This is a genomic window from Streptomyces sp. NPDC044984 (assembly GCF_040646935.1).
Classification (GTDB): domain Bacteria; phylum Actinomycetota; class Actinomycetes; order Streptomycetales; family Streptomycetaceae; genus Streptomyces.
In genome coordinates this window covers 57,052-82,340 of the sequence record NZ_JBEZBE010000022.1, presented here as the reverse complement: position 1 = coordinate 82,340, position 25,289 = coordinate 57,052, and the positions used below count along the sequence as shown (strand labels likewise).

2 protein-coding genes (1 of these 2 running past the window's edge) are annotated in these 25,289 nt (G+C 71.3%); both read right to left on the bottom strand.

Features of this window, described 5'->3' with window-relative positions; translation table 11 throughout:
* Window positions 1–79: 79 nt before the first annotated feature.
* The gene (locus AB0A94_RS23755; protein WP_361747316.1) at window positions 80–22,501 is read right to left on the bottom strand and encodes a non-ribosomal peptide synthase/polyketide synthase; all 22,422 of its coding nucleotides are present in this window, start codon (window positions 22,499–22,501) and stop codon (window positions 80–82) included.
* A protein-coding gene (locus AB0A94_RS23750) for an amino acid adenylation domain-containing protein (RefSeq protein ID WP_361747314.1) crosses the window boundary here: on the bottom strand, window positions 22,498–25,289 show its 3' end. 14,200 nt of this gene lie beyond the right edge of the window; the window shows 2,792 of its 16,992 coding nt (coding positions 14,201–16,992); its start codon lies off the right edge, out of view; it ends in the stop codon at window positions 22,498–22,500. The genes AB0A94_RS23755 and AB0A94_RS23750 overlap by 4 nt, the downstream gene beginning before the upstream one ends.

Genomic DNA, 25,289 nt, shown 5'->3' with positions numbered 1-25,289 from the left:
CCGAGGTTGTTCCCCCTGCCGGGACAGCGGGGCGCTGTCCCGGCGTGGTGTGCGCCCACCAGCGGTCGTGGGACGGTGCTCAGGCCGTCGCGGTGGTGGAAGCCCGATCGGAGTCTGCCGGGACGTCACGGGCGTCGCGCAGGGACTGGTCGAGGATCGGGCCGATCTTCGACCACGCGCCGGACTTCGTCATGTCGTTGTGGGAGCAGTCGATGTCATGCCTGACGACACGGCCCTCGACGTACGGATCCCACAGGTCCGGCGTGTACTGCGACCCCTCTTTCCCCTCTGTCGCGACGAAGACCAGTGCCTCGCCGCGGAAGCGGCCCAGGCTGAAGTCGGCCGTGATGCGCGCGATGTTGTTGCCCACCCGTGCCAGGGCTTTGATGTGCCGCTCCTCGAGGCCGGCGATGGCGCTGTCGCCTTCGTCGAGCAGGCTGCGGGCCCGGTCGTAGTCCAGCGGGCCGTCGCCCAGCTCGGCGGGGTCGTGCCCCAGGTAGGCCAGGAGCTGCCGTAGGACGTCCTCCGGGCTCTCCTCGACGATCTCCTGCTCATTGACCACCGGATAGGCGTCGAGGATGGCGAGTGTCGCCACCTTCTCCCCGGCCGCCTGGAGCCGCGTGGCCATCAGGTGTGCCAGCACCCCGCCGAGCGACCAGCCGAGCAGGTGGTAGGGGCCGTGCGGCTGGACCGCCCTGATCCGTTCCACGTAGTCCTCCGCCATCGCCGCCACCGAGTCCGGCAGCGGCTCGTCTCCGGTCAGGCCCTGTGCCTGAAGCGCGTACACCGGATGGTGCGGGTCGATGTGACGCAGCAGACCCGCATAGCTCCAGCTGAGTCCACCGGCGGGCGGCAGGCAGAAGACCGCCTCGCCCGTACCGGTGCCCCGCAGCGGAAGGAGTACCTCCAGCGGGTCCGCCTCCTGCCCCGTCGCCAGCCGCTGCACCAGGCCCTCGACCGTGGGACTCTCGAACAGCGCCGCGATGCTGAGCGTGCTTCCGAACGTCAGGTTTATCCGACTGACCATCCCGGCCGCCACCAAGGAGTCACCGCCCAGATCGAAGAAATTGTCTTCGATCCCGACGCGGCCGACCTCGAGCGCCTCGGCGAAAAGGCCGCACATGACCTCCTCGCGCGGGTTACGGGGCGCTCCGCTGCCCGTGGTGCCCGTCCTGCCCGGCGCGGGCAGGGCTGCCCGGTCGAGCTTCCCGTGCGGTGTGACGGGCAGGACCGCCAGCGGTACGAAGGCCGCCGGGACCATGTAGTCCGGGAGCTGGCCGCCCAGATGCTTGCGCAGCACCATGGGGTCGATCTCGGCGCCGCCGTGCGGCACCACGTAGGCGACCAGTCGGCGGCCGCCCTGACTCGTCTCCCGTACGACGACGGCCGCCCGGGCCACGTCCGGGTGCCCGAGCAGCACCGACTCGATCTCACCGGGCTCGATCCGGAAGCCCCGGACCTTGAGCTGCTCGTCGGACCGCCCCACGAAGGCGAGCTGCCCGTCGTGGTCCCAGCGGACGAGGTCACCGGTGCGGTACATCCGGCTGCCGGGCGCACCGAAGGGATCCGGCACGAACCGCTCCGCGGTGAGACCGGGCCGGTTGAGGTAGCCGCGGGCCAGACCGGGCCCGCTGACGTACAGCTCACCGGCGACGCCGGGCGGTACGGGCCGCAGCCGTGCGTCGAGCACGTAGCACGACGTGTTGGCGATGGGCCGGCCGATCGGAACCGTCGTGGACAGCGGCTCGCTCATCGTGGCGCACACGGTCAGCTCGGTGGGGCCGTAGGCGTTGATCATCCGTAGCCGCGGCGCCCACTGGTCGACCAGGTGCTGCGGGCACGCCTCACCCGCGACCACCAGGGTGCGCATACCCGGCAGCCCCTCCGGCGGCACCGCGGTGAGCGCGGTGGGCGGAATGGTCGCGTGGGTCACGCCGTGCCTGCTGAGCACGCCGGTCAGTGACGGGCCGGGCAGCAGCTCGGCCACCGGCGCCAGCACCAGGACCGCGCCGGCCACCAGGCTGGTGACGATCTCGGAGACCGCGGCGTCGAAGCTGGGCGAGGCGAACTGCAGCACCCTGCTCTCCGTGTCGATCGCGAACCGGTCGATCTGCGCCGCGGCGAGGTTGCCGATGCCGCGGTGGGTGACCACCACGCCCTTGGGACGGCCGGTGGTGCCCGAGGTGTAGATCACATAGGCGGCGTCGTCCGGTGACGTCGGCCCGGCCGGCTCCGGAAGGGTGGCAGGTTGTGCCGCCCACTCGGCCCGCAGCTGCGGATCGTCCAGAACGACGGTCGGGACCTCGGTGCCGGCCTCTTCCAGCAGGTGTGCCGTGTCGGATGTCGCCACCATCAAGGTGGGCTGGGCGTCGGCCAGGATGAAGGCGCACCGCTCGGCCGGGTAACGCGAGTCCACCGGCAGGTAGGCGGCGTGGGCGCGGGCGACGGCAAGCACGGCGACCACCGTGTCGGGCGTGCGCTCCAGCACCAGCCCGACCAGCGATTGCCGCCCGACACCGCGCCGGACCAGCAACTGCGCCAGCTGGTCGGCCCGCTGATCGAGCTCCCCGTAACTCAGTCGCGTCCCCCCGCAGACCACCGCGGTCCGGTCCGGTTCGCTGCGCGCGTGCTCGGCGACGAGTTCCGGCCACCGGAGCGGGGACACCGGCTGCGCGGTGTCATTGAACTGCCTCACCACCTGGTCCCGTTGTTCCTCGCCAAGCAGGTCGATGGCGCCGACCGGCTGGTCCGGATCCGTCACCAGCGCCCTCAGCCAGCGCACCAGCTGATCGACCAGCCCGTCCACGCTGCGCGCGTCGAACACATCGAGCCGGTGGTCGATGCGCAGCCGCAGCGAGGCTCCCCGCATCGAGGCGCACAGGGCGAGCGGGTAATGGGTGGCGTCGCTGGTCTGGTCGTCGCCGACCTCCACCTCACCGGGTTCAGCGCCGAGCCCGGCCGGAGGGGCCGGGTAGTTCTCGAACACCGTGGCCGTGTCGAACAGTTCACCGAGACCGGTGAGCCGCTGGACGTCGGACAGCCGCAGATGCGGATAGGCCATCAGCGCGGACTGCTGCTCCTGGATGCGCCCGAGCAGTTCGCGCACCGGTTCGTGCGGCTCCAGACGGACCCTGACCGGCAGGGTGTTGATGAACAGCCCGACCATCCTCTCGACGCCCTGGACCTCGGCGGGCCTGCCGGAGACGGTGGAGCCGAACACGACGTCGTCGCGTCCCGTCAAGCGACTGAGCAGGGTCGCCCAGGCGCCCTGGACGACCGTGTTGAGGGTCAGACCGTGGCTGCGGGCCAGCTCGGCCAGTTCGGTGCTGAGCGCCTCGTCGATCTCGATGACCGTGCGCCGCGGCACGACGGGCGTCTGGCGACCCGTCGACGGCGCCAGCACGAGGGGCTCCTGCAGCCCTCTCAGCGCCTCGCTCCAGGCGGCCTCGGCCTCGTCGAGGTCCTGCTGGGCGAGCCAGGTGAGATACCCGCGGTAGGGGACCGGCGCGGGCAACGCGCTGTCGTCTCCCCCGCTGCTGTACAGCGCGGCGAGCTCGCCCAGGACCACCGGCATGGACCATCCGTCGAGCAGGATGTGGTGGTTGGTGAAGAGGAAGCGGTACGCGTCCTCGGCCACCCTGATCAGCGTGAAGCGGATGAGCGGCGGGCGGCACGGGTCGAAGCGACGGGCGCGGTCCTCCTCCACGATCCGCCGGACCTCCTGCTCCAGGGCGTCGCCGCGGAGCTCGCGGAGGTCGTACTCGTACCAGGGCAGGACCGGGTCCTCGACGACCACCTGGACCGGCCGGTCGAGATCGTCCTGGCGGAAGGCCACCCGCAGGTTCGGATGGCGGCGCAGCAGAGTCCTCGCCGCCGCCTGCAGGGTGTCGCCGTCCACCTGACCGTTGAGCGACCAGAGGAACTGCACGGTGTACGGGTCGTGGTTGTCGTCGTCGTAGCGGGCGTGGAAGAGCAGCCCCTCCTGGAGCGGCGACAGCGGCAGCACGTCGGACAGGTCGGGCAGGTCCGCCTCCAGCCGGTCGAGCTGGCGCTGGGTGAGCCGGACCAGAGGCAGGTCGGACGGGGTGCGCCCACCGGCCCCCGGCAGGCGCAGCTGGCCGGCCAGCACCTCGAGTGCACCCACCCAGCCCTCGCAGAGGTCCTGGATCTCCTCATCGGTGAACAGTCCGTCCGGCCAGCTCCACGTGCAGCTCAGTGCCGAGCCGTCGGTGAAGTCGTCGGTCCGGGCGTTGATCTCCAGGGCGTGGGCGAAGAGACGCTCACCGTCGGCTCCGCCGTCGTACCTCCCGCTCTCGTACGTCGCCTCGGTGGCGGTCGGCGGCCGGTCGTCGCCGGCGGCCGCGAACCGGCCGAAGTAGTTGAAGGCCACCTGAGGTTCGGCACCACCCGCCAGGCGCCCGGAGGTCTCCGGGTCGAGGTAGCGCAGCAGTCCGTAGCCCAGACCGTGGTCGGGGATGCGGCGCATCTGCTCCTTCACGGCCTTCGCGGCCCGGACGGCGGCCGGACCGCCGGCCAATGCCTGTCGGCGGTCGACACCGCCGAGGTCGATGCGTACCGGATACATGGCCGTCAGCCAGCCGACGGTGCGGGTCAGATCGACGCCGTCGATCACGTCGTGCCGCCCGTGGCTCTCCACGGCCACCAGCACGTCGTCGTGGTCGCTCCCGCGCCACTTCGAGCGCCACTGGGCCAGGGCCAGGGACAACCCGGTGAGCAGGATGTCGTCGACACCGGCGTGGATGGCGCGCGGCGCCTCCGCCAGCAGGGCGGTGCTCAGTTCGGTGGGCAGCGTGACCTGCACGAAGCGGGTCGTCGCAACGGTGTCGCGGAGCGGGTCCAGCTCCCGGCGGCCGAGCAGGGCTTCGGGCTCGCGGACCATCTCCTCCCAGAACCCCGCCTCGTCGCGGCGCGCGGCGGCCAGCTCGTGCAGCCGGGTCGCCCAGCTCCGCAGTGAGGTACCGACCCGCTCCAGCGCGATCGGCCGTCCCTGCCGGGCCGCCTCGTACGCCTCCAGGAAGTCGGGCACGAGCACCCGCCAGGAGACGCCGTCGACGGCGAGGTGGTGGACCATCAGCAACAGCTGTCCGGTCTTCCCGGCGCCCGCGTCGAACCACACCATCTGCACCATGACGCCGTCGTCCGGCGCCAGTCGGCTCGTCGCCACCCTGCGCTGCTCGGTGATCGCGGTTTCCAGGGCGTCGTCGTCCAGCCCTGCCACGTCGACGCGGTGCAGAAGGTCGGCGGCACGCGGTGTGCCCGTCTCCGGGACGCTCAGCCGCCACTGCTCGTCAGCGCGGTGCAGCAGCATGCGCAGCGCCGCGTGCCGGTCGAGCAGCGCCTGCAGCGCCTGCTCCAGCAGGTCCCTCGTGGCACCGTCCGGGGCGGGGACGAACCGTGACTGGTGGAAGCCCTCGACCGGGCCGCCCCGCTCGCGCAGCCAGTGCACGATCGGCAGCAGCGGGATGTCGCCGGTCTCCGGCTCGTCGGCCGCACCGGTCGCCGCGCCTTCGTCCATCCGTGCGACCAGGGCCAGTTCGGCGATGGTCCGGTACTGGAACACATCTCGGGTGGTGAAGACCAGACCGGCTCGGCGGGCCCGGCTGACGAGCTGGATCGACATGATGCTGTCGCCGCCCAGGTCGAAGAAGCTGTCGTCGATGCCCACCGTGGGCAGGGCCAGGACCTCGGCCATGACGTCGCGGAGCAGCGCCTCGCGCTCGTTGCGCGGCGGGCGGGCCGTGGACGAGCTGGAGAAGTCGGGCGCGGGCAGGGCGCGGCGGTCGATCTTGCCGTTGGCCGTCATCGGCAGTGTGTCGAGCGGTATGAAGGCGGCGGGGACCATGTACTCGGGCAGCCGTTGCTCAGCGAAGGTGCGCAGGTCGGTCACCAGCGTTCCGAGCTGCCGTGAACCCACGGGGTTGTTGACGTGCGCCTCGGGGTCCAACCGCGTGACGGGCAGGTAGACGTCGCGGAGCGCCCCCTCTCCCGCGCCGAACACGGCGTCCAGCCTCCCCGGCGCGCCGGGGGCGTAGGTGAGACGCAGGTCCACACCGCACCGTTCGGCCAGTTCGTAGAGGGTCTCGGGATGAACGCCCGGGTCGTCCGGACGGTTCAGGACGGCCAACGCCTCCTCCACCTGCCGCCTGTCGGCCAGCGCCTGCACGGCGGCCTGTTCGCCCGCCAGCCGGGCGTCCGCTATGCCGGTCACCCGGATCGGCCCGGACGCCCCGTCCTCAAGCAGCAGACGCTCCAGGCCGTCCAGGTCCGTGACGTCCACTCCGAACCGCAGACACGTGGCGTCCGACATCCCTCGCGCCCCGGAGGGGGCGGTCCGCAGGACGACGTCGAAGCGGTGGCGGAGCAGCTCGTTGTCACTGCGGCCACGCTTGACCTGCACCTCCACCGCCTCGATCGCCGGGATTCCGCGGGCGACAGCGGCGAAGTACTCGGGATCGACGAGGAGTTCCTTCTCCATCATGATCGTCTGCTCAACGGCGCGGGACAGTTCGGCCGGCCCCTGCTGTCCGGTCCACTGGTGCAGCCGGACCGCGGTCTGGAAGCTGCGCTGGGTGCGCAGGTTGCGCTGGTCACCGAGGAAGATCGCACCTCCCGGCACCACCAGGCGGGCAAGGGAGTCGATGAGAGACGTGAGATACGCGGCATCGGGGAAGTACTGCGCCACCGAGTTGACGATCACGGTGTCGAAGAACTCCGTGGGCAGCCCTTCGAGCTCGTGGGCCGCTCCGAGCCTCAGCTCCACCCGGTCCGCCAGGTCCGGCTGCGCGGCCACCTGCTCGCGCAGGACGGCGATCGCCTCGGCGGAGAAGTCCAGACCCCAGTACGCCTCGCAGTCACCGGCCAGTTTCGCCAGCAGCAGTCCGCTGCCGACGCCGATCTCCAGCACCCGGCGCGGACGAAGGGCACGGATGCGGTCGACGGTCGCGTCCCGCCACTCCCGCATCTGGTCGAGGGGGATCTCCTCACCGGTGTAGCTGCTGGCCCAGCCGCTGAAGTCCTCACCGAACTCCTCCGGCCGCTCCTCGCCGTACATCTGCGCGTACAGCTGCTTCCACTGGTCGATCTGCTCGTCGGCCGCGCCGCTCTGCTCGTGTGCGGTACGGGTGTTCGGCACCAGGTAGGCGACCAGCTGGTGATCGCCCGGCCGGTCCTCGCGCACCACCACGGCGGTCTGTGCGACATCCGGGTGCTCGGCAAGGGCTGCCTCGATCTCGCCCAGTTCGATACGGAACCCTCGCATCTTGACCTGGTCGTCGGCACGGCCGAGGAACTCCAGCGCGCCGTCGGCGTTCCAGCGGACCAGGTCGCCGGCCCGGTACATCCGGCCGCCGGCCGGACCGTACGGGTCGGCGACGAAGCGTTCGGCGGTCAGTTCCGCCCGGCCGACATAACCGCGGGCCAGACCCTCACCGGCGATGTACAGCTCGCCGGGGACTCCGGGCGGAACGGGGCACAGGCCTTCGTCCAGAGCGTAGACCCGCATGTTGTCCAGCGGGAATCCGATCGGGATCCGAGCGGAGACGCGGTCCACGCTCTCCACCCGGAAGCTGGTGGCGAAGGTGGTCGTCTCGGTCGGGCCGTAACCGTCCACTACCTTTGTCCGCGGGCAGGCCTCCATGACCCGTCGCACCGCTTCAGCGGGCACCACGTCGCCACCGGTCCACACCTCGGCGACGCCCGTGAAGCACTCGGGAGCCTCCTCGGCGGCGAGCCTGAACAGTCCGGCGGTCATCCACAGCCCGGTGACGCGGTGCTCCTGGACGACCCGTTCCAGGACCGCGAGGTCGAGGTCACCGGGCGGCGACACCACGATCCGGCCGCCGTTCAGCAGTGGCACCCACAGTTCGTAGGTGGAGGCGTCGAACGCCTGCGGCGAATGGAGCAGCACCCGCTGGTGCGCTCCCGAGCGGAAAGCCCGGTCCGCGGCGAGCGCCGTCACCGCCGAGTGCGGGATTCCCACTCCCTTCGGCACACCGGTCGAGCCAGAGGTGTACATGACGTACGCGAGCTGCTCGGCGTGCACGGCCACCGGCAGGGACGCGTCCTGCTCCTCCGCGTCCGGTTCGGCGTCTACGACGACGATCCTGACGTCGTGGTCGCACTCCAGGGCGGGTGAGGCGAGGTCCGTCAGCAGCACGGACACCCGGCTGTCCGCCATGATGTGGGCGCGGCGCGAAGCCGGGTAGCGCGGGTCGATCGGCACGTAGGCGGCGCCCGTCTTCAGCACCGCGAGGACCGACACCACCAAGGTGGCGGAGCGTTCCTGGAACAGGGCGACCCGGTCCTCGGAGCGGACCCCGAACCCGGCCAGCCGGCGTGCGAGCCGGTCGGATGCCTCGTCGAGTTCCCGATAGGTGAGCTGCCGCTCACCGTCCGAGACGGCGACCGCGTCGGGGGTGCGGGCCGCTTGGGCGGCGAACCGCGCGGGAACGCTCGCCGGAGCGGCCTCGACCGTGGTGTCGTTCCACCGTTCGAGGACCAGCTGCCGCTCGTCGTCGTCGAGCAGTCCGATGGAGGAGATCGGCCGCCGCGGATCCTCCGTCGCGGCGGTGAGCAGGCGTTCCAGCCGTTTCACCAGGCCGGAGACGGTGTCGGCGTGGAACAGGTCGGTGTTGTACTCGATGAACCCGTCGACACCGTCGGGTGCGCCGTTCTCGTCGTCGAACTGCTCGGCGAGACTGAAGAACAGGTCGAACCGCGAGGCGCCGGTGAATCCGTCCACCGCTTGGATCGTCAGTCCGGGAAGCTCCACGTCCGCGGCGACGGTGGCGTTCTGGAGCGCCAGCATCACCTGGAACAGCGGCTGATAGGCCGCCGAGCGCTCCGGACTGAGCACCTCCACCAAGTGGTCGAAGGGCACGTCCTGATGGGCGAACGCGGCCAGCGACGTCTCCCTGGCCCGACCGAGCAGTTCGGCGAAGGACGGATTGCCGCTCGTGTCGTTGCGCAGCACCAACGTGTTGACGAAGAAGCCGACCAGATCGTCCAGCGCCTCGTCGGTACGGCCGGCGACGGGGATGCCCAGAGGAATGTCGGAACCGGCACCCAGCTTGCTGAGCAGCGCCGCCACCGCAGCCTGCATCACCATGAAGGTGCTCGCGCCCTCCTGCCTGGCCAGGGCGCGCACCGCGGTGTGCAGTCCGGGCGCCAGGCGGAACTTCAGCCGGTCGCCCCGGTAGCGTGCGACCGGGGGCCGCGGCCGGTCGGTCGGCAGGTTCAGCTGGTCGGGAAGACCGGCCAGCGCCTGCTTCCAGTAGGAGACCTGCTGGGCGAAGGGGCTTTCCGGGTCGGACTCGTCGCCCAGCAGCCGGCGTTGCCACAAGGTGTAGTCGGCGTACTGGACCGGCAGCGGTTCCCACTGCGGAGCGCGGCCCTCGGACCTGGCCGCGTAGGCCTCCACCACGTCGTCGGCCAGCGGGCCCATCGACCAACCGTCACCCGCGATGTGGTGCACCACGAGGACGAAGACGTGCTCGGTCGATGACACCGACAGCAGGGTCGCGGCAACCGGTGCCTCACGGGTCAGGTCGAGACGGACGCGGACCGCACTGGTCGTCGCGTCCTCCAGCTCTTCCGGGTCGACCTGGTGCCGTGTGATGGGGATCCGCACGTCCTGGGGCGCGAGTACCACCTGGCGGGGCACGCCGTCGGTGTCCGGGAAGACCGTGCGCAGACTCTCGTGCCGCTCGACGACGTCGTACAGCGCCGCCTGCAGCGCCGCCTGGTCCAGTCGGCCGGTGAGCCGCACGGCGAACGGCATGTTGTACGTCTCGCTGGGGCCCTCCAGCTGGTGCAGCAGCCACATCCTGCGCTGGGCGAAGGAGAGCGGCAGCACCTCGGGGCGCTGCATCGGACGCAGCGCGGAACGCGCGGCGTCGGCATGCCCGAGGCGGTCGGCGAGCCCGGCCACGGTAGGGCTCTCGAACAGGGCCCGGATCGGCATCTCGACGCCGAACACCACGCGGATCCGGCTCATCAGACGTGTCGCCAGCAGCGAGTGGCCGCCGAGCTCGAAGAAGCTCTCGTCGGCGAGGACGGTCTCCCGTCCGAGTACTTCGGCGAACAGGCCGCTCAGGACCTCCTCCTGCGGCGAACGCGGAGTGGCGGCCTCACGGTGGTGAGCGGACTGCGCCGGCACGGGCAGGGCCCGCCGGTCCAGCTTGCCGTTGGGGGTCAGCGGCAAGGCGTCGAGCTCCACGATCGCGGAGGGGACCATGTAGTCGGGGAGTTGTCCGGTGACGTGGTGCCGCAGCACGACGGGATCGATCCGCCGGCCGGCCTCCGGCACCGCATAGCCGACCAGTCTCCTGTCCCCCGGACGGTCCTCGCGCAGCAGGACGGCCGCCTGCGCCACGTCCTCGTGACGGACCAGCACCGACTCGATCTCACCGAGCTCGATGCGGAAGCCGCGCAGCTTCACCTGGTGGTCGACCCGGCCGAGATACTCCAGGTTCAGGTCGGCGCCCCAGCGGGCGAGGTCGCCCGTCCGGTACATGCGCGCACCGGCCGGCCCGAACGGATCGGCGACGAAGCGTTCCGCGGACAGACCGGGCCGTCCCAAGTACCCGCGGGCCAGTCCCGACCCGGCGATGTACAGCTCGCCGGGAACCTGCGGCGGCACCGGACGCAGCCGGGCGTCGAGCACGTACACGGTGGTGTTGGCGATCGGCGCGCCGATGGCGGGGGCGCCGGGGCGTTCGCCGAGCACGGCCGCGGTGGACCAGATGGTGGTCTCCGTGGGCCCGTAGAGGTTCACGGGACGCCCGGCACCCTCGGCAAGCCGGTCGGCGAGCTCCCCGGGCAGCGCCTCACCCCCGACCAGCTTGCGCAGGCCGCGTACCGCCTCGGGGTCGTGGGACACCAGCGCCTGCCACAGGGCGGGCGTCGCCTGCAGGACGGTCGCGCCGCAGTCGGCGGTGAGCCGCAGCAGTGCGGCGGGATCGCGCACGGTGTCCCGGTCGGCGATGACCACCCCCGCTCCGGACAGCAGCGGGATGTAGAGCTCGAGCGCGGCGATGTCGAAGGCGATCGTGGTGACGGCGAGCAGCCGGTCGTCGGCCCGCAGCGGGACGCGCTCGGCCATGTCGTCGAGGAAGTTGGCAAGTGCCCGGCGGGGCACCACCACTCCCTTGGGCCGGCCCGTGGAGCCGGATGTGTAGATCACGTACGCGGGGTGCTCCGGGTGGACCGGTGCGTTCCGCTCACTGTCGGACCATGCTTCCTGTGACGGCCGGTGCAGTGTCTCGCGCACCGCGGCGTCGTCCAGGAGCACGACGGCCGTGCCGCCGGGCAGCCTGCGGGCCGTGTCGGTGGTCGAGATCGCCAGCGTGGGCCGGGCGTCAGCCAGGGTGTACGCCAGCCGCTCCGCCGGGAACTCGGGATCCAGCGGCAGATAGGCCGCGCCGGAACGCAGCACGGCCAGCAGCGCTACCAGCATGTCGACGCCGCGGGGCAGTACGACGGCGACGACGCCGCCCGGCGCGGCCCCTCGCTCGACCAGGAGGCGGGCCAACGCGGTGACGTCCGCGTCCAGTTCGGAATAGGTCAGCGACGTGTGCGGATCCTGCGCCGCCGGCGCTCCGGGCGTGGCCCGGGCGCGGCGGGCCAGCAGCAGGTCGACGCCGTCGGACGGAACGTCGCGCACTGGTCCCGTGCCCGCGGCCCGCAGGCGCGCGTGCTCGGCGTCGTCCATGAGATCCAGCGCGCCGATGGGCCGGTCGGGCTCGGCCGTGGCCTCGGAGAGCAGGCGTACCAGACGGGTGGCGAGGGTTTTCGCCCGCTCCTCGTCGTAGAGGTCGGCCGCGTAGCTGAGCGTGCCGGTGATGCCGGCCGGTACGCCGTCCTCGGTGCGGTGCTCGGCGAAGGTGAAGGAGAGGTCGAACTTCTCCGTGTCCAACGGGAATTCCTCGGGCACCGATTCCAGACCCGGCAAGCCCATGGCCCAGTCGGCCTGAGCCGCGTTCTGCAGGTTCAGGGCCACCTGGAACAACGGATGGCGGGCCATCGACCGACTCGGGTTGAGCGCCTCCACCAATCGCTCGAACGGCAGGTCCTGGTGGGCGTAGGCGGCCAGGTCCGTGGTCCGGACCCGGTCGAGGAGCTCGGTGAAGGCGGGGTTACCGGAGACGTCCGTACGCAGTACCAGGGTGTTGACGAAGAAGCCGACCAGATCGTCGAGCGCCTCGTCGGTACGTCCGGCGATGAGGCTGCCTATCGGAATGTCCTCGCCGGCGCCCAGGCGCGACAGCAGGGCGGACAGACCGGCCTGGAGGACCATGTAGACGCTCGCCTGGTGGGTACGCGCGATCTCGGCCACCCGCTGGTGCAGTTCGGCGGGGAGCTCCAAGGCGACCTTGCCGCCCCGGAAGCTCGTCACGGCCGGACGGGGCCGGTCCGTGGGCAGGGACAGCTCCTCCGGGAGACCGGCGAGGGCTTCCTCCCAGTAACGCAGCTGCCGGGACACCGCACTGCTCTCGTCGTTCTCGTCGCCGAGCACGGCACGCTGCCAGAGCGCGTAGTCGGCGTACTGGACGGGCAGCGGCTGCCAGTCCGGCCGGTGTCCGGCCACCCTGTGCCGGTAGGCCGTGGCCAGGTCCGACAGCAGGGGTGCCAGCGACCATCCGTCGGCGGCGATGTGGTGCATGGTGACCGCGAGGACGTGGACGTCGGGAGCGAGGGCGAACAGTCGGGCCCGCACCGGGATATCGGTCGTGAGATCGAATCCCCGGCTCACCTCGGCGGCCAGCAGACCAGGCAGCGACGCCTCGGTCGCGTCGGTGGTCTCCAGCCGCAGTTCGGCCTCGTCCGGCCCGAGCACGTGCTGGACCGGCGCGCCGCCGGTCTCGGCGAAGACGGTCCGGAACACCTCGTGCCGCTGCAGCAGGTCACGCAGCGCGGCGCTGAGGGCGTCCAGGTCGAGATCACCGGTGAGCCGCAGCGCGAACGGCAGGTTGTACGCCGAGACGGCCTGCTCGTCGAAGCGGTTCAGGAACCACAGCCGACGCTGCGCGTAGGACAGCGGAACGGCCTCGGGGCGCGGCATCGGCGTGAGGGCGCGGCGCCCGTCCTGGGCGAGCAGGAGCTGTGCGCTCAGCCGGGAAACCGTCGGCGCTTCGAACACCGCGCGGATCGGCAGTTCCCGGTCGAAGGCCGACCGGATCCGGCTGATCAGCCGGGTGGCGAGCAGAGAGTGCCCGCCCAGATCGAAGAAGTTGTCATGGACGCCGACCTCCGGCACCCCGAGCATCTCCTCGAACAGGTAGCACAGGATCTCCTCCTGCGGCGTGCGCGGAGCTGCCGAGGTGCCGTTCCCGCCCCGGAGCACCGGTGCGGGCAGCGCCTTGTGGTCGACCTTCCCGTGAGCCGTGAGGGGCAGTTCGTCGAGGGTCACGAACGCCTGCGGGATCATGTACTCGGGCAGGGACGCCGAGAGGTGTGCCGACAGGTCCGCGGACGCGGGGGCCGCGGAGGCGTCGGCCGGCACGGTGTACGCCACGAGGCGCTGGTCCCCCGGCTGGTCCTCCCGCACGGTCACCGTGGCCGTTCCGACGGCCGGGTGCGCCGTCAGGACGGCCTCGATCTCGCCCAGTTCGATCCGGAAGCCGCGCAGCTTGACCTGACCGTCGTCCCGGCCGACGTACACCAGCTCGCCGTTCCGGTTCCACTTGGCCAGGTCGCCGCTTCGGTACATGCGGCTGCCGGGCCGGCCGAACGGGTTCGCCACGAACCGCTCAGCCGTCAGCGAGGGCTGGTGCAGGTATCCCCGTGCCAGCCCTTCGCCGGCCAGATACAGGTCACCGGTCACTCCCTCGGGCACCGGCTGCAGGCCCTCGTCCAGCACGTAGAGCTGGGCACCGGTCTGGGGGCGGCCGATGGGCACCGGGCCGTCCGGCACTGTCGCGCCGGGGGCTATCCGGAACTCCGCGCAGTTCACCGTCGCCTCGGTCGGCCCGTACACGTTGCGCACCGTCACGTCGGGGTGCTGTGCACGCCACTCCCGCAGCACCGCGCCGTTCAGCGGCTCGCCGCCGAGCAGCAGGTCGCCCGTGGGCGAGTAACCGGCCGGCAGCGCGGTGAGCAGCGGCAGGTGGCTCGGGGTCGCCTTGAGGAAGGTGGCGGGCGTCTCGGCGAGTCCGGCGGCCTCGTCCGGCGTCGGCTCCGTCAGCGAGGCGAGGTTGACGCAGCCGCCCACCAGCAGCGGGGTGTAGAGGCCGGTCACGGTGAGGTCGAAGGAGACGGGCGAATGGACCAGCGCCACTCCGCGCGCCGACGCGTACTCACGGCTGGTGAAGGTCAGGTAGTCGGTGAGCGAGCGATGCTCGATCACGACTCCCTTGGGCCGGCCGGTCGAACCCGAGGTGTAGATGACGTACGCCGCGTCGCACATCGACACCGGCCGCGGCCGGTCGGCGTCGGTGACGGCCTCGTCGGACGCCGCGGCCAGCGCCGCCGCCACGTCCGGCCCGTCCAGTTCGACGACGGGGGCGGCCGTGGCCGACAGGAGGGCGACGGTGGAGGCGTCGCCCAGCGCGACCGCCGGGGCCGAGTCGTCGAGCATGAAGGAGATGCGGTCGGCCGGGTTGCCGGGGTCTACGGGCAGGTAGGCGGCCCCCGCCTTGAGCACCGCGAGCAGAGCCACGACCAGCTGCGGCGTTCTGGGCAGTGCGACGGCCACCAGGGCGCCGGGGCCGGCTCCCCGTGCCAGCAGGAGGCGGGCGAGGCGGTTCGACGCCGCGTCGAGCTCGGCGTAAGAGAGCGCTGACCCGGAACCCGTGACCGCCGGGGCGTCGGGGGTGCGTGCCGCCTGCCTCTGGAACAGCTCGGGCAGGGGAACGGCCGGCTCGTCATGGCCTCCCGTCCGGCCGTCGACGACGGGCACAAGTCGCTGCCGCTCGTCCGCGGACAGGATGTCGATGGTGTCGATCAGCTGGTCGGCGTCCTGCACGGCGGAGCGCAGCACTCGGTGCAGACAGGAGGCGAAGCGCTCCACCGTGTCCTGGTCGAAGAGGTCCACGCTGTACTGGATGTCGCCTTGCAGACCGGCGGGCCGGCCGGCCTCGTCGTGCTCCTCCGCGAAGCCGAAGGCCAGATCGAACCGGGCCGCGCCGAGGTTGACGACATAGGGGCTCACCTCCAGCCCCTTCATCGCACTCGTGTAGTCGGGCAGGTTCTGCAGGTTGAGCAACACCTGGAACAGGGGGTGCCTCGCCAGTGAGCGGGTCGGGTTGATCGCCTCAACCAGCCGCTCGAAGGGGACGTCCTGGTTGCCGTAGGCGTTGAGGTCGGTATCCCGGACCCGGTCGATCAGCTGGCGGAACGTCGGCCGTCCCGAGGTGTCGGTCCGCAGCACCAGCATGTTGGTGAGGAAGCCGACCATGTCGTCGAGCGCCTCGTCGGTGCGCCCCGCGATCACACTGCCGATCGGGATGTCCGTGCCCGCGCCCAACCGCCGCAGAACGGTGGCCAGGCCGGCCTGCAGCACCATGTAGAGGCTGGCGCCGGTCTCCTGCGCCAGGGTCAGCAACTTCTGATGCAGGTCCGCTTCGAGGCGGTAATACACGGGCATGCCGCGGTAGCTGGCGACAGCCGGGCGTGCCCTGTCGACCGGCAGGTCGAGTTCCAGCGGCAGACCGGCGAGGTTCTGGTGCCAGTACGCCAGCTGCCGGGAGAAGAGGCTGTCCGGATCGTCCTCCTCGCCCATCACCTCCTGCTGCCACAGCGCGTAGTCCGCGTTCTGCACGGGCAGGGGTGTCCAATCCGGCGCCTGTCCGGCGCAGCGCGCCTCGTACGCCCGCGCCAGATCGGTCGCCAGCGGCTTCATCGACCAGCCGTCACCAGCGATGTGATGCAGCACGAACAGCAGGACGTGGTCGTCGTCGTTCAGGGCGAACAGGGCCACGCGCAGGGGCAGTTCGCAGGTGAGGTCGATGCCACGGCGAACCTCTGCCTCCAGCATGCCGTCCAGTTCGCCGGGCACCGCCGCCACCGTCCGCAGGCTCGGGCGCGCCTCGTCGGGGGAGAGGACCTTCTGGTACGGCACGCCCTCGATCTCGGGGAAGACCGTCCGCAGGCTCTCGTGCCGGGCGACGATGTCACCCAGCGCGGCGGTCAGCGCGGCACGGTTCAGCGGCCCGGTGAGCCGGATGGAGATGGGCATGTTGTACGTGGCGCTCTGGCCGTCGAACCGGTTGATGAACCACAGCCGACGCTGGGCGAACGAGAGCGGGACGTGTTCCGGCCTGAGCATGGCTCGCAGTACGCTGCGTCCCGCGCGGGCGTTCTCCAGCTTCGCCCCGAGGGCCTCCACCGTCGGCGCGTCGAAGACCGCCCGAATGGGGAGTTCCACGCCGAAGGCGGAGCGGATCCGGCTCACCAGGCGGGTGGCCAGCAGCGAGTCACCGCCCAGCTCGAAGAAGCTGTCGTCGATGCCCATGTCCGGCTGCGCGAGGATGTCCGCGAACAGGGCCAGCAGCTGCTCTTCGCGCCGGTCGCGCGCGGGACGGCCGGTGACGGTCACGGTGGGTGCGGGCAGCGCCTTGCGGTCCACCTTCCCGTTGGCCGTGAGGGGCAGTCGGTCCAGCAGGACGAAGGCGGACGGAACCATGTAGTCGGGCAGTTCCTCGCCGAGGTGACGGCGCACCGCCCACTCCTGCACCGCCGCGCCGGCCGCGGGAACCAGATAGGCGACGAGCCGGTGCTGGCCGTCCTCCTCCCGGCGGGCCACCACCGCGGCCTGCGCCACCTCGGGCATCCGCGCGACGGACGCCTCCACCTCGCCGAGTTCGATGCGGAAGCCGCGGATCTTGATCTGGTCGTCGGCGCGGCCGACGAACAGCAGTCTTCCCCCGGGCGTCCAGCGCACCAGGTCGCCCACCCGGTACATCCGGGCCCCGGGCGGGCCGAAGGGGTCCGCCACGAAGGACGCCGAGCTGAGACCGGGCCTGGCCCAGTAGCCGGCGGCGAGTCCCTCGCCCGCGATGTACAGCTCGCCGACGACACCGGCGGGCACCGGGCGCAGCGCGTCGTCCAGCACATACACGCGCATGTTGTCCATCGGACCGCCGATGGGCACGATGTCCGCCGGCGGGTTCGCGGCGTCCATGCGGTGGAACGTGGCGAAGCTGGTGGTCTCGGTCGGACCGTAGGTGTCCTTGACCACCATGTGCGGGAAGCGCTCGAGGACGCGTCGGACCGAGTCGGCGGGCACCACGTCACCGCCGGTGAGGAGTTCCTGCACCGGCGCCAGGCAGTCGAGATCCTCGTCGGCCACCAGCCGGAACAGGCCGGCGGTCAGGTGCAGGCCGGTCACCCCGTGGGCGCTCAACAGTCGGCCGAGGGACGCGACGTCCAGGTCCTCGGGGGGTGCGAGCACGATCCGGCGGCCACGCAGGAGCGGCATCCACAGTTCGTAGTTGGAGGCGTCGAACGCGTGCGGGGCGTGCATGAGCACGGTGCCGTGCGCCTCACCGTCGAAGCAGCGGTCCAACGCGAACGCCAGCAGGTCGCGGTGGGTGACCGCCACGCCCTTGGCCTGTCCGGTGGAGCCGGAGGTGTACATGATGTAGGCCAGCTGCGCGGGGTGGGCCTCTGTGCCCGGGTCCGTGGCGGGCTGCTGTACCAACCGCGGATCCTGGTCGACCACGATCCGCGGAAGGCCGTCGGCGAGTGCGGAGTCCGCCGAAGCGGCGTCGACCAGCAGCGCGGCCGCGCCCGTCTCCGCCACGATGCGGTCCTGGCGTGCGAGGGGTGCGCGTGCGTCGAGCGGCACGTACACCGCGCCTGCCTTGAGGACACCGAGCAGCGAGACGACCAGGTGCGGGGAACGGCGTTGCAGGACGGCGACGCGGGAACCGGCGGTCACTCCCGCGTCGAGGAGCAGGTGTGCGAGCCGGTTCGCGGCGGCTTCGAGCTCACGGTAGGTGAGACGCCCGTCCTCCCAGACGAGAGCGGGCGCGTCCGGGACGTGCGCGGCTTGTTCGGCGAAACGTCGGTGCACGGTCCCGCTCAGCGCCGGTACCTCGACCGCGGTGCCGTTCCACGTGGTCAGCACCTGGACGCGCTCAGGTCCGGTCAGCAGTCGCAGCCTCGAGACCGGCTGGTGCGGGTCGTCGGCCATCTGCCTCAGCACCGAGACCGTGCGCTCCCAGACGAGCGCGACCGTCGATGCCTCGAACATGGAGCTCCGGTAGTGCAGCCGACCGGTCAGTCCCTCGTCGCCGGGCTCCTCCGCCAGGACGACGGCGAGGTCGAACTTCTCGACGCCGAGGACGGTGTCGTCCGGGCGCGCCAGAAGGCCGGGGGAGAACGCGTGAGCGGTTGTGCCGGAGCGGCGCACGGTCAGCAGGTGCTGCGTCAGCGGGTGACGCGCCGCGACCAGTTCGGGTTCGGCCTCCCGCAGGATGCGCTCGAACGGCACGTCGTGGGCCAGGGCGGCGGCAACGGTCTCCCGCAGGCGGCCCAGCAACTGGTGCACGCTCGGGTCGCCGGAGACGTCGACGCGCAGGACGGTCGGGCTCGCCGAGAATGCACGCAGACCGGTGGCGTCCATGCCCGGCTGCGCCAGCGCGGCGATCGGCAGGTCGGCGCCCGCGCCCAGGCCGCTGAGCACGACAGCGAAGGCGGCGCGCAGAACCGTCTCCACGTCCACGTCGGCCTGCTGGGCGAGGGCGAGGACCTGCTGCCGCTGGGCGGTCGGCAGCTGGATCGGCACGCTCCTCGAAGGCCGCGTCTCCACTTCCGGGCGCGGCCGGTCGGTGGCGAGCCCCAGTTCCTCCGGCAGGCCGACGAGGTGGTCGGCCCACCATGCGGCCGCCTGCTCGTCCCCTGCCGGGTGCCTCTCCGCGTCCCAGCTCACCGGATCGCCGGTGGTCCTGGCCCGGTAGGCCGTGGCCACATCGCCCAGCAGGCGGCCGGTCGTCCAGTCGTCGCCAGCGATCCGGTGCAGCACCGTCACGAGCACGGCTTCCTCGTCGCTGACCCGGAACAGGGTGAGTCGCACCGGCAGCTGGGCGCTCAGGTCGAATCCCCGAGCGGCCTCCGCGGTGACCGCGTCCTCGTCGTAGTCGGCGAACGCCAGTGGTGCGGTCACGCTCTCGGGCGGCATCACCGCGCCGCCCGGCTCGCCGTCGCGCTCGGGGAACACCGTCCGGAGCGCGTCGTGCCGGGCGAGGACGTCGTGCACTGCTCCGGTCAGCGCCTCCGCGTCGAGCTCGCCGGTCAGGCGCACGGCGAAGGGCACATTGTGGGTGGCGGAGCGATGCTCCTCAAAGCGGTTGATGAACCACAGCCGGCGAGCGGCGTGGGAGATCTCCACCGTGCGCGCCCCGGCGGCGGACACGGCGTCGTCCCGGGCGAGCAGCGCCTCTATACGGTCGGTCAGCGCCTCGACGGTCGGAGCCTCGAAGACGAGGCGGATCGGCACGTCGACGTCGAAGGCGGAGCGGATGCGGCCGACGAGCCGGACCGCGAGCAGGGAGTGCCCGCCGAGCTGGAAGAAGTCGTCGTCGATGCCGATTCCCGGGACTCCGAGGACCTCGGAGTACAGACCGCAGACGATTTCCTGGCTGGGTGTCGAGGCAGCGCGCCGGGCGCCGCCGACGACGCTGGGCTCGGGCAGCGCTGCCTTGTCGACCTTGCCGTTGCCGGTCAACGGCAGCTGGTCCAGGACGACGAAGGCCGAGGGCACCATGTAGGTGGGGAGCAGACGCGCGACGTGCTCGCGGATCTCCTCCGTGTCGGCGTCGTCGGTCACCACGTAGGCCACCAGACGCGGGTCGCCGGAGCGTTCCTCGCGCACCGTCACAACTGCCTGCCGGACGGAGGGGTGGCGCCGGACAGCGGCCTCGACCTCGCCGGTCTCGATGCGGAATCCGCGGATCTTGACCTGGTCATCGGCCCGGCCGGCGAAGGTGATCTCGCCGGTCTCGGTCCAGGCGGCCAGGTCACCGGTGCGGTACATGCGTTCCCCGGCGGAGCCGAAGGGATCGGCGACGAAGCGCTCGCCCGTCAGCGCGGGACGGCGCAGGTATCCGCGGGCCAGTCCGACACCGGCGAGGTACAGCTCACCGACCACGCCCACCTGTACCGGCCGCAGGGCGTCGTCCAGCACATAGGCCCGCACGTTGTCGAGCGGCTTGCCGATGGAGGGTGCGGTCGTGGCGCCGGGATCGGGCGCCACGTTCATGGTGGCAGCGACGGTCGCCTCGGTGGGGCCGTACGCGTTGACCAGATGACGGCCGGGCGCCCAGGAGGAGACCAGTTCGGCGGAGCAGGCTTCGCCGCCCACCATGAGGGAGCGCACCGTCCGGAGGCTGCCACGAGGCATCATCGACAGCGGGGAGGGTGGGATCATCAGGTGAGTCACCTGATGCTCGTCGAGCAGCGCCGCCAGGTCGGGTCCGGGAGCGAGGCGCTCCTCGGGGGCGCAGATCAGCGTGGCACCGGTGAGCAGCGCCTTCGACAGTTCCCAGAAGGAGGCGTCGAAGCTCGGGGACACGAACTGCAGCACCCGGTCGCCGCTGCCGACGCGGTGGTTGCGGCGCTGGACGTGGACCGCGTTGGCCAGACCCAGGTGGCTGATCACGACGCCCTTGGGGCGGCCGGTCGAGCCCGAGGTGTAGATGACGTAGGCGGGATTGAGCAGGTGGGCAGGCGCGGTGCGCTCCTCGTCGGCCACCGGGCCGTCCGGCAGGGCCGCCACTCGGGCCGCGGTCTCCGGGTCGTCGAGCAGCAGGAGGGCGGCGTCCCCGGCGGCCGGCAGGCTCGCCGCGACGCCGGTCGTGGTGATTACCGCAGCGGGGCGCGCGTCCTCCAGGAGGAAGGCGATGCGCTCGTGCGGGTACCGGATGTCGACGGGCAGATAGGCGGCGCCCGACTTGGCCACGGCGAGCACCGACAGTACGAACTCGATCGACCGGGGAAGCGCCAGGGCGACGACCTGCTCCGGTCCGACGCCCTGTGCCGTCAGATGCCGGGCCAGCCTGTTCGCCCGCGCGTCCAGTTCGGCGTACGTCAGCTTGGTCGACTCGAACACGACCGCGACGTCCTGCGGGGTACGGGCGGCCTGGGCCTCGAAAAGCTGGGCGAGGGTGGCCGGCTCGACCGGGTGGTCGGTCTCGTTGAACCGGCTCAGGACCCGGTGCCGGTCGGCCGGCTCCAGGGTCTCCAGCCGTCCGACGAGCCGTTCCGGCTCGCCGGCCAGTGTCTCCAGCAGCCGCCTGGCCTGGTCCAGCAGCGTCTGCGTCTGCCGGGCGTCGAACAGGTCGGGCTGATAGCTGAGCCGCAGGTGCAGCCGGTCCCCGGGCAGCGCGATCAGCGCGATCGGGTAGTGGCTGAAGTCCGTCCCCTCGGAGTCGAGCACCTTCAGCCCGGTGCCGGGCAGACTTTCGGCGTTGTGGTCGACGGGGAAGCTCTCGAACACGGTCATCGTGTCGAACAGATCGGATCCGCCGCCGATCCGCTGGATGGCGCCGAGCCCCAGGTGCTGGTGCGGAAGCAGCTCCGTCTGCTCCGCCTGGATCCGGACGAGCAGGTCCACGAAGGACTCGGCGGGGTCGATCCGGACCCGGACCGGCAGCGTGGTGAGGAACAGGCCGACCATGTTCTCGACACCGCGGAGCTCCGGCGGGCGGCCGGAGGCGGTGGCGCCGAAGACCACGTCGCTGCGGCCGGTCAGCCGGCTCAGCAGCAGACCCCACACGCCCTGGACGACCGTGTTCAGTGTGAGGGAGTGCCGGCGCGCCAGCGTCGTCAGCCTCTTGGTCAGCGAGCGGCTCAGGTCGAGCGTGCTCCGGTCGGGCATCACCGATGCGCGGCCCGGCTCGAGCGGGCGCAGGATCATCGGCTCGAGGCCCTCGAGCACCCGGCTCCAAGCGGCTTCCGCGGCCGGCTTGTCCCGGCCCGCCAGCCACTTCAGGAAGTCCTTGAACGGCGGTACGGAAGGCAGCTCACCGTCATCGACGCCGCCCCGTGCGTAGAGCGTGAACAGCTCCGTCAGCAGGATCGGGATGGACCAGCCGTCCAGCAGGATGTGGTGGTGGGTGAAGAGCAGCCGGCACTTGTCGTCGGCAAGGCGGATCAGCGTGAACCGCAGGAGCGGTGGACGCTCCAGATCGAACCGGCGGGTGCGGTCCTCCTCGGTGAGCCGCGCCAGCTCCGCCTCGCGGCGGTCTTCGTCGAGTCCGCTGAGGTCGTGCTCCTCCCAGGGGACCGCCACCTCCCGGAGCACCAGCTGCACGGGCTGGGAGGAGGTGCGGTGCTGGAAGGACGTACGGAGATTGGCGTGGCGGCGCAGGACGGTGGCGGCGGCCGCCTGGAAGACCTCGGCGTCCAGCCGGCCCTCCAGATCCACGCCCAGCTGTGAGGTGTACAGGTCCACACTGCGGTCGTCGTAGAGGCTGTGGAACAGCAGGCCTTCCTGCAACGGCGTCAGGGGCAGGATCGCTTCAACTGCGGATGTACTCACTCCGGCAACCTCCACTCGGATTCGAACATGTGCAATTCGTCATCGGACAGGGACACCAGCGACAGGTCCATCGCCGTGTCGCTGCCTGACGCCGGCGACGCGGTGGAAGCCTCTTCGGCTGCCGGTGTGACGTCCTGGGCCGTCTCGGCGACGGCCGCCATGGCCACCACCGTCTTGTGTCGGAAGACATCGCGGGCCGTGAGCACCAGGCCCGCGGCGCGCAGTCGGCTCACGAGCTGAATGGAGATGATGCTGTCTCCGCCCAGGTCGAAGAAGTTGTCGTCGATGCCGACGGTCTGCAGGGCCAGGACCTCGGCCATGACCGCGCACAGGGTCGCTTCCCGCTCGTCCCTGGGCGCCCGGCCGGTGGACGCGCTGGAGAAGTCGGGGGCGGGCAACGCACGGCGGTCGAGCTTGCCGTTCACCGTCATCGGCAGCGCGTCGAGCGGTACGAACGCGGCGGGCACCATGTACTCGGGCAGCCGCTGCTCCGCGAAGGTCCGCAGAGCGGTGACCAGCTCTCCCAACTGGCGTGATGCCAAGGGGTTGTTGACGTACGCCTGCGGATCGAGCTCCGCGGTGGCCAGATAGGTCCCGGCCGTTTCCTCCTCGTCCGCCCCGAAGACGGCGTCCAGCCTTCCCGGCGCACCCGGGGCGTACGAGACGCGGACCTGTCGTCCGTGCCTCTCGGCCAGTTCGAAGAGCGTCTCGGGGTCGATGCCGGGCTCGTCCGGACGGCTCAGTGCCGCCAGGGCCTCCTCGACCTCCCGGCCCTCCGCCAGTGCCTGCGTCGCCGCCTGTTCACCGGCCACCCTCGCGTCCGGGATGCCGGTCACCCGGAAGGGGCCGTCCTCGTGCACGGCCAGCCTGCGCCGGAGGTCGTCGAGGTTCGTCACCTCGACGCCGTACCGCAGACGCGGCACGTCGGAGAGGTCCCGCACGCCGCTGGGAGCGGTCCGCAGCACGACGTCGTAGCGGTGCCGCACCAACTCGTTGGCGCCCGTGCCACGCTTGATCTGTACGTCCACGGTGTCGATCGCCGGGATCCGGCGGGCGACCGCGGCGAAGTACTCGGGGTCGACCAGGAGTTCCTTCTCCATCATGATCGCCTGCTCGACCGCTCGGGACAGCTCCGCCCCGCCCTGCTGAGGGGTCCGCTGGTGCAGCCGGATCGCGGTCTGGAACCACCGCTGGGTGCGCAGGTTCCTCTGGTCGCCGAGGAAGATCGCGCCTCCTGGTGTCACCAGCCGCGTCAGCGATTCCAGCAGGTCCGTGAGGTACGAGGCGTGCGGGAAGTACTGCGCCACCGAGTTGATGACCACGGTGTCGAAGAAGTTCGCGGGCAGGCCATCCAGTTCGTGCGCGGCACTGACCCTGAGTTCCACCCGGTCCGCCAGCTCCGGCTGCCTCGCGACCTGTCTGCGCAGGACGGCGATCGCCTCGGCGGAGAAGTCGACGCCCCAGTAGGCCTCGACCTCCGGCGCCACCTTGGCCAGCAGCAGACCACTGCCGACGCCGATCTCCAGCACCCGGCGCGGGCGCAGACCGCGGATGCGGTCGACGGTCGCGTCCCGCCACTCCCGCATCTCGTCGATCGGGATGTCGTCGCCGGTGTAACTGCTGGCCCAGCCACTGAAGTCCTCGCCGAATTCCTCCGGGCGCTCAGCGCCGTACATCAGCTCGTAGACCTGCTGCCACTGGTCGATCTGCTCTTCGGCGGTGTCCGTCTCCTGCGTGGAGGGGTCCGCGTTGGGCACCACGTAGGCCACCAGCTGCGGATCGCCCGGACGGTCCTCACGGACCGTCACCACGGCTTCCTCCACGTCGGGGTGCAGGCGCAGCTCCGCCTCGATCTCGCCGGTCTCGATGCGGTAGCCGCGCACCTTGACCTGGTCGTCGACGCGGCCGACGAACTCCTGGTCGCCGTCGGCGAGCCAGCGCACCAGGTCCCCCGTGCGGTACATCCGCTCGCCCGGGCCGCCGAACGGGTCGGCGACGAAACGCTCCGCCGTCAGGGGCGCACGGTTGAGGTATCCACGGGCCAGCAGCCCGCCTGCGATGTAGAGCTCGCCAGGTACGCCAACGGGGACCGGCTGCAGGGCTGCGTCGAGCACGTACATCCGGGTGTTCCACGCCGGTCCGCCGAGCGTGACCACACCGGGCCGCAGCTCGTCACCCGGGGCGATCCGGTAGACGCTGCAGCCGACCGTCGTCTCGGTCGGGCCGTACTCGTTGTGCACCGTGGCCTGCGGGTTGCGGGCCCGCCAGTCCGCCAGTGCGGAGTCGGTGAGCGCCTCGCCCCCGATGACCAGGTCCCCGGCCGGGGAGAACGCCGGCGGCAGCGCGTCGAGCAGCCGCAGATGGGTCGGGGTGACCTTGAGGAACTCCAGCGGCGTCGCTTCCAGTGCCTCGACGGTCTGCCGGTCCTCCTCCAGGGGAGCCACGTGCAGGCAGCCGCCGGAGAGCAGCGGTCCGAACAGCGCGGTGACCGTGAGGTCGAAGGAGATCGGCGAGTGCAGCAGCGCCGCACCGCCGTCGAGCGCCGGGTACGCGTCCCGTGCCCAGTCGAGGTACTGGAGGACCGTGGCGTGGTTGATCACCACGCCCTTGGGCCGTCCCGTCGACCCCGACGTGTAGATGACGTACGCGACGTTGGCCTGGTGCACCCGCCCCGTCCGCTCGTCGTCGGTGAGGTCGTGATCGGGCCCCTGTGCGAGTTCTGCCGCCGTCTCCTGCGTGTCCAGCCACAGCCGCGGCCGGTCGTCGTCCGGCGGCAGCTGTACGGCGC